This window comes from Thermoleophilum album (genome assembly GCF_900108055.1).
GTDB classification, from domain to species: Bacteria; Actinomycetota; Thermoleophilia; order Solirubrobacterales; family Thermoleophilaceae; genus Thermoleophilum; species Thermoleophilum album.
Genome location: NZ_FNWJ01000001.1, coordinates 966162 through 978123 on the forward strand (window position 1 = coordinate 966162; position 11962 = coordinate 978123).

Genomic DNA, 11962 nt, shown 5'->3' on the forward strand with positions numbered 1-11962 from the left:
GCCCGCAGGGGGGTGCTGTCGCGGCGCAACGATGCGGTGACGGGGCCGCGCGAGGGCGAGGCGAAACTGCTGCAGGCAGCGGAGCAGCTGCTCGGCGACGGCCTCTCGCTGGCCGAGCTGAGCGTCGCGCGGATCGCTGAGCGCGCCGGACTGACGCGGACCGCGTTCTACTTCTACTTCCGTGACAAGCGCGAGCTGCTCGAGCGGCTCACGGAGACGGTCGCACAAGCGCTTTACGAGCGGGCTGACCGGTGGTGGAGTGGCGCCGGTACGCGCGCCGAGTTGACCGCGGCGCTACGCGCCATCCTCGCCTTGCATCGTCGCCACGCAGCGCTGTTGCGGGCGGTCGTCGAAGCATCCACATACGACGAACCGACAGCGCGCTTCTGGCGCGCGCTGGTCGAGCGCTTCATCGAGGGCACGGAACGTCGCCTGCGTGCCGACGGCGTCGAGCCGACACAAGCGCGGGCCTTGTCGGTAGCGCTCGTTTGGGGCACCGAGCGGACCTGTTACCAGCACATCATCGGCTCGACGGGTGTCGACGACGAAGCGCTGGTCGATGCGCTCGTGGGGATTTGGGACGGCGTTATGGCTCCCCTCCGCCGCAAAGCGGGGCGCGGGGCCGGCGCCGCTACTCGAGGATGACGAGCGGATCTCCCTCGGAAACTGCCTGCCCTTCTTCGCAGAGGATCTCCTTCACGACGCCGGCTTCCTCGGCCTCGACCGGCATCTCCATCTTCATCGATTCGAGGATCACGAGCGTGTCGCCCTCCTCGACCTGTTGGCCTACTTCGCACTCGATCTTCCAGACCGTGCCCGTTATGTGCGCGGGAACCTCCGGCATCCGCTCTGCACCTCCTCCTGCTTGATCCCTCTGCGGCGCGCCAAGATACAGGCCAGCGCGACGCGCGCGACCATCGGGGCGTATCAAAGCCGCGCCGCGGTTTCATTAACGACGCATGATCCTGGCGATCGACCAAGGTACTACCGGCTCGACGGCGATCCTCTTCGACGAGGATGCCCGCCCGCTCGGCCGGGGCTACCGCGAAATCAAACAGCACTACCCGCGTCCCGGCTGGGTCGAGCACGACCCGCGGGAGCTCGTCGAGAGCGCGTTGCACGCGGCCCGTGACGCGCTGCGCGCGGCCGGCGTTGAAGGCCGCCAGCTGCGTGCAATCGGGATCACCAACCAGCGCGAGACAGTCGTCGCCTGGGATGTGCGCAGCGGCGAGCCGCTAGCCCCGGCGATCGTCTGGCAGGATCGGCGAACCGCCGACCGCTGTCAGGAGCTGCGAGAGCACGGGCGCGAGCCGTTTCTACGCGAGCGCACCGGCTTGCTGTTGGACCCCTACTTCTCGGCGACGAAGATCCAGTGGTTGCTCCTCAACGAACCGGCGGTCGCTGAGGCAGGGCCCCGCGCACGCTTCGGAACCGTCGACTCGTGGCTTTGTTTTCAGCTCTGCGGACGACACGCAACGGACGCCAGTAACGCCAGCCGAACGTTGCTGTTCGACCTCGCAGCGCTCGCTTTTGACGAAGACCTCTGCGCCCTCTTCGAGGTACCGCGCAGCGCCCTTCCGGAAGTCCTGCCGAGCGCTGCTGTTTACGGCGAGACCGAGGTTTTCGGGGGTCGAGTTCCTGTGGCCGGCATCGCCGGCGATCAGCAGGCGGCGCTGTTCGGGCAGGCCTGTCTCGCCTCCGGCGAGTTGAAAAACACCTACGGAACTGGCAGCTTCGTGCTCGAGAACGTCGGCGAGCGGTTACCGCCACCCGCGCACGGGCTGGTGACGACGATCGCCTGGCTCCTCGATGATCGCCCGACGTACGCGCTCGAGGCGTCGATCTTCGTGACCGGCGCGGCCGTGCAGTGGCTGCGCGACGGACTCGGTCTGATCGCCGACGCAGCCGAGACTGAAGCGCTCGCAGCGTCGCTGCCGGACAACGAGGGCGTTTACTTCGTGCCGGCGCTCACCGGGCTCGGCTCGCCGCATTGGGATCCCCACGCGCGGGGGACGATCGTCGGTCTGACACGCGGCACCGGCCGCGCGCATCTAGCGCGCGCGGCCCTCGAGGCGATTGCCTACCAGAGCGCTGACGCTGTTGCCACGATGCGCGCGCGGACGGGGCTCGAGCCCCAGTTTTTGCGTGCCGATGGGGGAGCGACGGTCAACCGCTTCCTGATGCAGTTTCAAGCGGATGTGTTGGGTATTCCGGTGGCAGTGCCGGAGGTCAACGAAACCACTGCGCTGGGGGCTGCCCTGCTCGCCGGCGTCGGCGCCGGGCTTTGGTCCAGCGAAGACGTGCGTGACCGTTGGCGGGAACGTGTCCGTTACGAGCCGCGCATCAGCGACACGGAGCGCGAGTACCTGCTCGAGGGGTGGCGGCGCGCACTTCAAGCGACGCGCGCAGCGTCGTCGCTGTCACCGACAGCAGCTGCCGCCGACGCAGCTGCGCACCGTCACCTAGACACCACTCCGAACAGGCCGAAGTAGTGACAACGACCGAGGCGCCGCGCACACGACTCAAGCCGCAGGCCTATCGAGATCCGCGCCCGCCCGAGCACTTCGCGCGTTACCACCGGCGCGCGCGCGAGCGCGACCCCGACTGGATCTACGAGCTGTGCCGTTTCGTGTTGACGCCCTACACCGTCGGCTTCTACCGGGCGCGGGCACGCGGTTTGGAGAACGTCCCGCCGTTCGGCCCGGCGATCATCGCGCCGAACCACTTCTCGTTTCTCGATCACTTCTTCGTCGCGGTATACCTGCGGAGGAAGGTCCGTTTCGTCGCCAAGTCGCAGCTTTTCAAGCCGCCGCTGGACTTCGTGCTCACACACGCCGGGGTGATTCCGATCCGTCGCGGCGTGGTCGACGAGGAGGCGTTCACGAGCGCCCTCACGGTGCTCGAGCGAGGCGGCCTCGTCGTGATGTACGCAGAGGCCGGCAGATCGCGTACCGGCGAGCTCGGCCGACCGCGTTGGGGCCTCGGTCGCCTGGCTCTGGAATCCGGCGCACCGGTCGTGCCAACCGCGATTGTCGGGACCGAACGGGCGCGCGACTGGCGGCGGCTGCGTTTTCCTCAGGTGACCGTTGCCTTTGGGACGCCGATGGCGTTCGAGCGCGTCGAACGCCCCCGTCGTCAGCAGTCGCAGCGCGCTTCGGAGCTCGTCTTCGAGCGCGTGCGCGAGCTGCACACGCGCCTCCGCGCCGAGCGCAGTAGGCGCTAAAGCGCGAGGTCGCCAGGCCCCGCTAGGAAGCTCGGCTCGTGACCCGGCACAAGCAGCGCTTGCGGGTACTCGCGCGCGAACAGACGCAACTCTTGCAAGGAGCGCTCGTAGAGGTGGCGATCGTGGACGATCGCGGGCATCGCCTGCGAACGTAAGGTCTCGTAGGTTCCGGCGGCGTCGCCGCACACCAACACCTGGCGCTTACGCGCGCGTAACAGCACCGATAGGTGGCCTGCGGAGTGTCCGGGGGTCGAAACGAGGACCACCGAGCCGTCGCCGAAGAGGTCGAAAGTGCGGCCGAAGGTGGCGTGGCTGCGCGCCGGTTCGCGCGTGAAATCGATCGTGCGCCAAGAGAACGCAAGGTCGAACTGCGCGCGCACGTATCCCTCGAGAGGGCCTGCCGCGAAGGCCGCGTCCCATTCGGCGCGATCGAGCACGAAGAGCGCGTGCGCGAACTCCCCTGCTGCGCTCACATGGTCGAGGTGGAGGTGCGTGAGGATGACCACCGACACCATCTGCGGCTCGACGCCCAGAGCGCGCAGGCGTTCCGCTGCTGAGGCGCCTGGTGCGAGCTCGGGGTCACCTAACGCGAGAGCACCGAGGCGTCCCAAGTTGGAGCGCGGGTCGACCCGCACCGCCGGATGTAGCCCGGTGTCCACGAGCAGCCAGCCGGCGCGCGGATGGCGCACAGCGAAAGCCAATATCGGGATCGCGACGCGCTCGCCACCAGGCCACAGACCGAGGCCGCGTAAGCGGGCAAGCCGGCTCGGTGAGCCCGCGAGCCGCTCGCGGGGGACGCGCACGCGACCGCAAACGAAGCGGTGCACCTCGACGCAGGCCCCGGGTAGACCACCGGCGAGCGGCTGTGTGAGAGGTTCGGGCGTCGCGCTAGGCACTTACGAGCAGGTGTTTCCCGGGCCCAGGGCGAGTCCCTGCCCGATGGGCGCAAGTGAGCCCCTCGCCGCCGCTCACCAGCGAGACCCCGACCCTAGCTGTGGAACACGCCGGCGATTTGCCGGCGGGCAGCGATCGCCCGGCGATAGGCTGCCGGCGTGCGCTCGGAGCTGTTCAGGGAGGGTTTGCTCGAGGGCAAGGTCGCGATCGTCACGGGAGGCGGCAGCGGGCTCGGCCGAGCTGCGGCGCTCGAGCTCGCGCGACTAGGTGCGCGGGTCGCGATCTGCGGGCGTCGGCGTGAGCCGCTCGAGGAGACCAGGTCGCTGGCTCCCGACGGCGCGATCACGGTTGATGTCTGCGACGTGCGCGAGGAGCAGCAGGTCGACGCGTTCGTGGAGCAGGTTCTGGAGCGTCACGGACGCATCGACTTTCTGCTCAACAACGCCGGCGGCCAGTACATGGTGCCGGCTGAGGACATCACTCCGAAGGGCTTCCGCACAGTCATCCGCCTGAACGTCGAAGGCACGTGGTTGATGACCCATGCGGTCGCCACCAAGTGGATGATCCCTAGTGGCGAGGGCGGAAAGATCTGCAACGTAACGCTCTCTCCGCACCACGGTCTGCCGGGAATGGCCCACTCCTCGGCAGCACGCGCGGCGGTGGAGAACCTAACGCGAGTGCTCTCGATCGAGTGGTCCCGCTTCAACATCCGCCTGACGGCTATTGCCGCCGGCCACTTCGAAACCGAGACGCTGCTCACCAAGTACCCCGAGCAGGTGGTACGGGGGGTGGCCAAGACGGTGCCGCTCGGTCGTCTCGGACGTCCCGAGGAGTTCGCTTGGTTGGTTGCTTTCCTAGCTTCGCCGGGCGGCGACTACTTCTCCGGAGCAATCCTCACGATCGACGGGGCGCGTGACAACTGGTTCGGCCCGTATCCGCCTCCCGGGCTCGCCGACGAGAGCGGCAAGCCGCCCGCAGAAGCGCGGCGCCCGCGCGCTTGAGCGCGCGGGCGCCTGGCCTGCCGTCGACTAAGACGCGGTTTTTAGAAGTACATCCCGCCGAACATGCCGCCGGTGCAGTTGATCACCTGCCCGTGCACGTAGTTCGACCAGGGCGAACACAGGAAGAAGATCACGCCAGCGGCTTCCTGCGGCGTGGCTGGGCGACCAAGCGGGATCAGCATGCGCGCCATCTGACGCATCTGCTCGGGGATCCCGAGCTCGATCTCCTTGCCTTCGATCTCGAGCTTCTCGCCCTGCTCCTTGGCTGCCGTGAGGCGTGTCTCGACGAAGCCGAAGGCAACGGCGTTGACGTTGATCTTGAACTGGCCCCACTCCTTCGCGAGCGTCTTCGTGAGGCCGACGACGCCGAGCTTCGCCGCCGAGTAGTTGGCCTGGCCGGCGTTGCCCATCATGCCCGAGGTGGAGCTGACGTTGACGATCTTGCGGAAGACCTCCTTGCCCTCGGCCAGCTCCTGTTTGGCCGCATCGCGCATGTACGGCGCAGCCGCCCGGATGATGCGGAAGGGGACGACAGTGTGGATGTCGAGCATCGCCTGGAACTGCTCGTCCGACATCTTGTGAATCACGCCGTCCCACGTGTATCCGGCGTTGTTGACGATGATGTCGAGGCGCCCGAACTCGTCGACTGCCTTCTTAACGAGCTGGTCGGGCACACCTTCCTTGGTGAGGTCGCCAGCGAAGACCGTCGTCTCGCCCTGGATCTCGGAGGCCGCTTGCTCCGCAACGTCGGCGTCGAGGTCGTTGATCAGGACCTTCGCGCCGTGCTCAGCTAGCAGTTCGGCGGTTGCGCGGCCGATGCCGCGCGCCGAGCCAGTGACGATCGCTGCCTTGCCGTCCAGTACTCCCACCTCTCACGCTCCTTTCTCTTGCCTTTGGCTCCGCGACGGGGCAGATGCCCCGCGTTTCGGCGGGCCGTGATATTGACGATTCGCGAGCGCCGGCAGCAGCCGCGCGCCTGCCGGGACTACAAGCCCATTTGCCGACCGAGGATTTCCTTCATGATTTCGTCGGTTCCGCCACCGATCGGGCCCAGCCGGAGATCACGAAGGGCGCGCTCGACACCGTCCGCGCAGGTGTAGCCCGCGCCGCCGTAGATCTGGAGGCAAGCGTCGGCCACCGCGACCGCAGCGCGCTGAGTGAAGAGCTTCGCTTGCGTGACTTCCCGTACTGCGTCGAGTCCGTCGGCGAACAGCCGCAACGCGTGGTACGTGAGGGCCTCGCCGACGGATAGGACGGTCGCCAGCTCGGCGATCCGGTGGCGAATCGCCTGGAAGCTGCCGAGTGGACGTCCGCGCACGCGGCGGGCACGCGCACGAGCGATCGCCAGCTCGAGCAGGACGCGCATCGAGCCGACCGCGCCGAGCGCCATGAGCAGCCGCTCCCATTGGAAGTTGGCCATGATCAAGTAGAAGCCGGCGTGCTCCTCGCCGAGTAAGGCGTCGTCGGGTACGACGACCCCGTCGAGAGCGATCTCCGCGGTGTCTGAGGCGTGCCAACCGAGCTTCTCGAGCGGCCGCCGCGTGATTCCCGGTCGATCGGTGTCGACGAGGAAGAAGGAGAGACCGCGGTGCCCTCCTTCGGGCCGGGTGCGCGCGGCCAACACCAAGAAGTGCGCTCGCACCCCGTTGGTGATGAATGTCTTGCTCCCACTCAGCCGCCAGCCGCCGTCGACGCGCTCAGCACGGGTGCGGATCGACGCGACGTCGGAGCCGGCATCTGGTTCCGTGATCGCCAGCGCCGCGATCTTCTCGCCCTTGATCGCTGGCACCAAGTAGCGCTGCTTCTGTTCCTCCGTACCGAACTTCCAGACCGGCGGTGTGGCGATCCCGATATGGGCGCCGATACCCGCTGCGACGCCACCCGAGCCACAGCGGGCCAGTTCCTCGCACAGCACCGCCTCGTCGACCCACGTACCACCCCTCCCGCCGTACTCCCGTGGGTACTTGAGGCCGAGCAGACCACGCTCGCCCATGCGCCGGAAGACGTCGTCGGGAAACGAGCGCGCCCGCTCCCATTCGTCGGCGTGCGGGCGCAGCTCGCCTTCGACGAACTCCCTTATCTCGGCTCTTAGGCGCTCATGCCTCTCGCCAAACGGAGGGACCGGCTTGCGCTCTGCGCTGGCGCCGAGCACCTGCCTAGAGCCCGTACGACTTGCCGATCACCTCGAGCATGATCTCGTCGGTGCCGGCGCCGATCCGGTTTAAGCGCAGGTCACGCCAGGCTCGCTCGATTCCGTACTCCTTCATGTACCCGGCGCCGCCGTGAATCTGCAGACACTCGTCGGCCACTTCGCAGGCGATCCGCGACGCGTACAGCTTCGCCATCGAGATCTCGCGCACCGGATACTCGCCGTTCGCGAAGCGCCAGGCGGTGCTGTAGACCATCTGCCGAGCCGCCTCGATCTTCGTTGCCATCTCGGCGAACTTGTGGCGGATCGCCTGGAACTTGCCGATCGGCCGGCCAAACGCTGTGCGCTCCTTGGCGTACTGCAGCGTCTTGTCGAACAGGCGCTGGGCGCCAGCGACCGCACCGGCAGCACCGATCAGGCGCTCGCCCTGGAGCTCCCACATGATGTGGTAGAAGCCCTTGCCCTCCTCGCCGAGCAGGTTCTCGTGCGGAACCCGCACGTCCTGGAACGCCAGCAGCGCCGTGTCGGAGGCGTGCATGCCGAGCTTCTCGAGTTTCTTCTCGCGAATCACGCCCGGCGAGTCCATGTCGACGAGGAACAGCGAGAAGCCGTCGTAGCCGGCGTCGGGGTCGGTTTTCGTGACGAGCACGATGAAGTCGGCGCGGTGCCCGTTGGTGATGTAGGTCTTCGAACCGTTGATCACCCACTCGTCGCCCTGGCGTACGGCGCGCGTCTTAATGCCGGCGACGTCGGAGCCGGCGTCAGGCTCGGTGATCCCGAGGCAAGCGATCTTCTCGCCCTTGATCGCGGGCACCAAGTAGCGCTGCTTCTGGTCCTCGGTCCCGAAGGCGAAGATCGGGGGGGTCGCCATGTCCGTGTGCACGGCAACACCCATCGCCAGACCGCCGCAATCACAGCCGGCCATCTCTTCCGCGAGGACGATGTTGCAGAAGTAGTCGCCGCCCTGGCCGCCGTACTCCTCGGGGTAGGAAAGACCGAGGAAGCCGAGCTCGCCCATGCGCTTGAAGACCCAGTTCGGGAACGTCTGCTCCTCCCACTCCTCGGCGTGCGGGCGGAGCTCGGTCTCCACGAAACGCCGGATCGACTCGCGTAGCTGCTCGTGCTCGTCGTTGAAGATGAAGTGCCGACGGCGGGTCTGGTGGTCGGGCTTGATGACGGTCTGGCTCGTGCTCATGCCTGGCACGGTAGCGAGAAACGCGCCGAAAGTAAACAGTCGTACTTTCCACTTTCGCCCAGGCGTGGTAGCGTGCCGGCGTCGCGATGACCGACGGCTATCAGCAGATCAGGTACGAGCTCGACGAGCGCGGTGTCCTGCGGGTCACGCTCGACAGTCCCGAGAACCGCAACGCGCTGACCGCCGAGCTGATGGGCGAGCTCGAGGACGCGCTCCAGCGCGCGCGCACTGACGACGCTGTCCGCTGCCTCGTCTTGACGTCTTCGCACGAACGTGTCTTTTCGGCAGGCGCGAGCCTCGACGCTTTCGCCGCTGACGTGCCACTCGTGCACAAGCACTTCGGCACGGCGCGCTTCCCGCGGTTGTTCCACGCACTGCTCGGCCTCGGCAAGCCGACCATCTGTGCTGCCAACGGGCACGTGCTAGCGGGTGCCCTGGGTTTGGCGCTGGCCTGCGATCTGGTAGTGGCCCGCGAAGGCGCCGAGTTCGGCACCCCGGAGATCAACGTTGGCGCCTTCCCGTTCATGATCATGGCGCTGATCTTCCGCAACGTGCCGCGCAAGCGCGCCAACGAGTTGCTGCTGCTTGGTGAGCGCATCGATGCACACGAGGCGCAGCGACTCGGCATCGTCAACCGCGTGCTGCCGGCAGATCGCTTCGATCAGTTCGTTGACGAGTGGGCGGGGCGTCTTGCTGCCAAGTCGCCGGTGATCATGCGCCTCGGTAAGGAGGCCATGTACCGCCAGCTCGATATGGCGCTCGACGAGGCGCTCGAGTACCTGCGTGCCCAGCTCTCCCTGGCTTTCACGACCGAGGACATCCAGGAGGGCGTGCGCGCTTTCTTCGAGAAACGCGAGCCGCAGTGGAAGGGTCGATGAACGCGGAAGAAGGCTTGAGGGAGGAGGCGCCTCGCTCCGGGACCGGGGGCGAGACGGGGGCGAGGCAGGCCGCAGCGGCCGGCGCGGGCGGGTCACGACCCGCCCGCGCCGGCGCCGGCGAGCTCGTCGCCCGGCCGCCGTTGCGCTCGCTGGTTGAGGATCTGCATGCCCGCCGTGAGCGGATCAAGCTCGGTGGCGGCCCCGAGAAGATCGCCGAGCAACACGCCAAGGGCAAGCTGACGGCGCGCGAGCGGCTCGACCTGCTCTTCGATCCGGGCACATTCGTCGAGATCGGCATCCATGGTCGCCCGCACTTCTCGCAGCGCGCGATGGAAGGCAAGGACGCTCCGGCCGACGGGGTCGTCTGCGGCTTCGGTCGGATCGACGGTCGCCTGGCCTGCTGCGCCGCTTACGACTTCACGGTGATGGCGGGGTCGATGGGGATGACCGGTGAGCTCAAGGTGCAGCGGCTTCGACACATGGCCCTCCAGAAGCGGATTCCGATGATCTGGTTGCTCGATTCCGCTGGCGCACGCATCCAGGAAGCGGCCGGCTCGCTGTTCGCTGGCTCCGGCGACCTCTTCCGCGAGGAGGTGATCATGAGCGGCGTGGTGCCGCAGATTGCGGCGCTGATGGGTCCCTGCGCCGCCGGCACCGCCTACATCCCGGGGCTCGCCGATTTCGTGCCGATGGTCTCAGGCCGAGGTTCGATGGCGCTTGCCGGTCCGCATCTCGTGCGGGCGGTGACCGGGGAAGACGTCACGCAGGAAGAGCTCGGCGGCGCCAAGGTGCACTGCCGGGTGTCCGGTGTCGGCGACCTCGAGGTTGCCTCCGACGAGGAGTGCATTGAGGCGATCAAGCGGTACCTCTCGTTCTTCCCCCAGAACTGCGACGAACGACCGCCGCGCAGCGAGTGCACGGACCCCGTCGACCGTATGGACGAGGAACTACTCGACGTGCTGCCGGACTCGCCGCGTCATCCCTACGACATGTACGACGTCATCCGTCGCATCGTCGATCACGGCGAGTACTTCGACATCAAGCCGCGCTTCGCGCGCACGATCATCACCTGCCTGGCGCGCATGGGCGGACGGCCGGTAGGGATCGTCGCCAACCAACCGAAACACCTGGGCGGCATCCTCGAAAACGATTCCGCCGACAAGGCGGCGCGCTTCATCAACCTCTGCGATGCCTTCAATATCCCGCTCGTTTTTCTGCAGGACGTGCCGGGCTTCATGGTCGGCACGAAGGTCGAGCGGGAAGGCATCATCCGGCACGGCGCCAAAATGCTGTACGCCGTATCGCGGGCGACGGTGCCAAAGATCACGGTGATCATCCGCAAGGCGTACGGCGCCGGCTACTACGTGATGTGCGGAAAGGCGTACGAGCCGGATCTGATCGTCGCCTGGCCATCGGCGGAGATCTCGGTGATGGGGCCGGAGGGCGCCGTCAACATCATCTTCCGCAAGCAGATCGAGGCCTCCGACGATCCCGACGCCACCCGGGCGCAGTTGATCGAAGGTATCCGCCGCACGATCGATCCCTACATCGCGGCGGGCAACGCGATGATCGACGACATCATCGACCCGCGCGAGACGCGCCCGACGATCATCCGCGCGCTCGAGATGGCAGAGAGCAAGCGGGTCGAGCGGCCGCGCAAGAAGCACGGCGTGATGCCGGTGTGAGGGAGGGGGAGGAGAGATGAGTCGCTTCGAGGACGCTTGCATCATCACCTGCGCGATCTCAGGTGTAGTCGCCAACCGCCAGCAGTGCCCGGCGATCCCCTACACGCCCGCCGAGTACGCGGCGGAGGCGCGGCGGGCAGTCGACGAGGGCGCGGCGATGATCCACATCCACGCACGCCGGCCGGACGGCACGCCGAGCTTCGAGGTCGAGGACTTCCGGGCGATCACGCGGGCGATCCTCGAGGAGGTCGGCGACGTCGTCATCAACTACTCGACCGGCGCGGTGGGCGTGCCCGTCGATAAGCGGATCGCTTATCTGTGCGAGCTCCGTCCCGACGTGGCGGCGCTGAACATGGGGTCGATGAACTATGCGAAGTACTCGCCGCGACGGAAGGATTTCGTCTTCAAGATGGTGTTCGAGAACTCGTTCGACACGATCATCGAGTTCTGCCGCGCGATGCGCGAGTTGGGTATCCGCCCCGAGCACGAGTGCTTCGACGTTGGGCACGTAGCGAGCCTCGAGCCGCTCCTAGACATGGGGCTCGTCGACGAGCCCCTGCAGGTGCAGTGCGTGATGGGTGTGCTCGGCGGGATTCCGGCGACGCCGCGTCACCTTCGCTACATGGCCGACGAGGTGCCCGGCGGGGCGGAGTCGCGCAACAACTGGGGGGTGATCGGTATCAGCCGCGATCAGTGGCGACTGATCGCCACGGCAGCCGCAATGGGAGGGAATGTGAGAGCCGGACTCGAGGACAACTTCTACCTGCCGAATGGCGAGATGGCGCGCTCGAACGGCGATCTGATCGCCGAGGCACGGCGCATCGTGGAGGCGGTGGGCCGGCGCCCGGCGACGGTTGCTGAGGCGCGTGAGCTGCTCGGCGTGCCGCGGCGGGAGGTCGGGGTCTTCGCCGAGGTCGCTAGTGGGGCGGGGGCGTAG

Annotated in this window: 12 protein-coding genes; 7 read left to right on the forward strand and 5 right to left on the reverse strand. The window is 67.2% G+C overall.

Annotated features, from left to right (window positions below; all coding sequences use genetic code 11):
- Window positions 1–36 precede the first annotated feature (36 nt).
- Entirely contained in the window at window positions 37–645 is a 609-nt protein-coding gene (locus BLW41_RS04770; RefSeq protein WP_218138254.1) for a TetR/AcrR family transcriptional regulator, read from the forward strand.
- On the opposite strand, the gene BLW41_RS04775 is transcribed toward BLW41_RS04770, so the two are convergent.
- Complete coding sequence (locus BLW41_RS04775) at window positions 632–844, reverse strand: biotin/lipoyl-binding carrier protein (RefSeq protein WP_093116676.1); 213 nt, start codon at window positions 842–844, stop codon at window positions 632–634. The genes BLW41_RS04770 and BLW41_RS04775 overlap by 14 nt on opposite strands.
- Window positions 845–959: 115 nt before the next feature.
- Between BLW41_RS04775 and glpK the strand changes: the two genes are divergently transcribed.
- Both glpK and BLW41_RS04785 read left to right on the forward strand, forming a co-directional pair.
- Window positions 960–2492: a glycerol kinase GlpK gene (gene glpK, locus BLW41_RS04780; RefSeq protein ID WP_093116678.1), complete on the forward strand. Its 1533-nt coding sequence runs from the start codon at window positions 960–962 to the stop codon at window positions 2490–2492.
- Window positions 2492–3223 (forward strand): lysophospholipid acyltransferase family protein, encoded by a 732-nt coding sequence (locus tag BLW41_RS04785; protein WP_177169336.1) that lies wholly within the window; start codon window positions 2492–2494, stop codon window positions 3221–3223. The genes glpK and BLW41_RS04785 overlap by 1 nt, the downstream gene beginning before the upstream one ends.
- On the opposite strand, the gene BLW41_RS04790 is transcribed toward BLW41_RS04785, so the two are convergent.
- Window positions 3220–4119, reverse strand: a complete 900-nt coding sequence (locus BLW41_RS04790; RefSeq protein WP_093116681.1) for an N-acyl homoserine lactonase family protein — start codon at window positions 4117–4119, stop codon at window positions 3220–3222. The two genes, BLW41_RS04785 and BLW41_RS04790, sit on opposite strands and share 4 nt — an antisense overlap.
- 156 nt (window positions 4120–4275) lie before the next feature.
- On the opposite strand from BLW41_RS04790, the gene BLW41_RS04795 reads away from it, so the two are divergent.
- Window positions 4276–5118 carry an SDR family oxidoreductase gene (locus BLW41_RS04795; protein ID WP_093116683.1) on the forward strand — a complete coding sequence of 281 codons (843 nt, stop codon included), beginning with the start codon at window positions 4276–4278 and terminating at the stop codon, window positions 5116–5118.
- 41 nt (window positions 5119–5159) lie between these two features.
- Here BLW41_RS04795 and BLW41_RS04800 read toward each other — a convergent pair whose 3' ends face one another.
- The 3 genes from BLW41_RS04800 to BLW41_RS04810 all read right to left on the reverse strand — a co-directional run bounded on the left by BLW41_RS04800 (window position 5160) and on the right by BLW41_RS04810 (window position 8462).
- Window positions 5160–5987, reverse strand: a complete 828-nt coding sequence (locus BLW41_RS04800) for an SDR family NAD(P)-dependent oxidoreductase (RefSeq protein ID WP_093116685.1) — start codon at window positions 5985–5987, stop codon at window positions 5160–5162.
- 116 nt (window positions 5988–6103) lie between these two features.
- Window positions 6104–7270, reverse strand: coding sequence for an acyl-CoA dehydrogenase family protein (locus BLW41_RS04805; RefSeq protein WP_093116687.1), 1167 nt, complete (start codon window positions 7268–7270; stop codon window positions 6104–6106).
- Between the two features lie 4 nt (window positions 7271–7274).
- Window positions 7275–8462 carry an acyl-CoA dehydrogenase family protein gene (locus tag BLW41_RS04810; RefSeq protein ID WP_093116689.1) on the reverse strand — a complete coding sequence of 396 codons (1188 nt, stop codon included), beginning with the start codon at window positions 8460–8462 and terminating at the stop codon, window positions 7275–7277.
- An 86-nt stretch (window positions 8463–8548) separates the two neighbouring features.
- Between BLW41_RS04810 and BLW41_RS04815 the strand changes: the two genes are divergently transcribed.
- The 3 genes from BLW41_RS04815 to BLW41_RS04825 are packed head-to-tail and all read left to right on the forward strand — an operon-like array spanning window position 8549 to window position 11962.
- The gene (locus tag BLW41_RS04815) at window positions 8549–9340 is read left to right on the forward strand and encodes an enoyl-CoA hydratase/isomerase family protein (RefSeq protein ID WP_093116691.1); all 792 of its coding nucleotides are present in this window, start codon (window positions 8549–8551) and stop codon (window positions 9338–9340) included.
- Complete coding sequence (locus BLW41_RS04820) at window positions 9337–11025, forward strand: acyl-CoA carboxylase subunit beta (protein ID WP_093116693.1); 1689 nt, start codon at window positions 9337–9339, stop codon at window positions 11023–11025. The genes BLW41_RS04815 and BLW41_RS04820 overlap by 4 nt, the downstream gene beginning before the upstream one ends.
- 16 nt (window positions 11026–11041) lie before the next feature.
- Window positions 11042–11962, forward strand: coding sequence for a beta-keto acid cleavage family enzyme (locus BLW41_RS04825; RefSeq protein WP_093116694.1), 921 nt, complete (start codon window positions 11042–11044; stop codon window positions 11960–11962).

Excerpts from the sequence above, each read along its gene's own strand:
- BLW41_RS04775 (WP_093116676.1), bottom strand. The coding sequence starts at position 844 with ATGCCGGAGGTTCCCGCGCACATAACGGGCACGGTCTGGAAGATCGAG.
- glpK (WP_093116678.1), top strand. The coding sequence starts at position 960 with ATGATCCTGGCGATCGACCAAGGTACTACCGGCTCGACGGCGATCCTC.
- BLW41_RS04810 (WP_093116689.1), bottom strand. The coding sequence starts at position 8,462 with ATGAGCACGAGCCAGACCGTCATCAAGCCCGACCACCAGACCCGCCGT.
- BLW41_RS04815 (WP_093116691.1), top strand. The coding sequence starts at position 8,549 with ATGACCGACGGCTATCAGCAGATCAGGTACGAGCTCGACGAGCGCGGT.
- BLW41_RS04820 (WP_093116693.1), top strand. The coding sequence starts at position 9,337 with ATGAACGCGGAAGAAGGCTTGAGGGAGGAGGCGCCTCGCTCCGGGACC.
- BLW41_RS04825 (WP_093116694.1), top strand. The coding sequence starts at position 11,042 with ATGAGTCGCTTCGAGGACGCTTGCATCATCACCTGCGCGATCTCAGGT.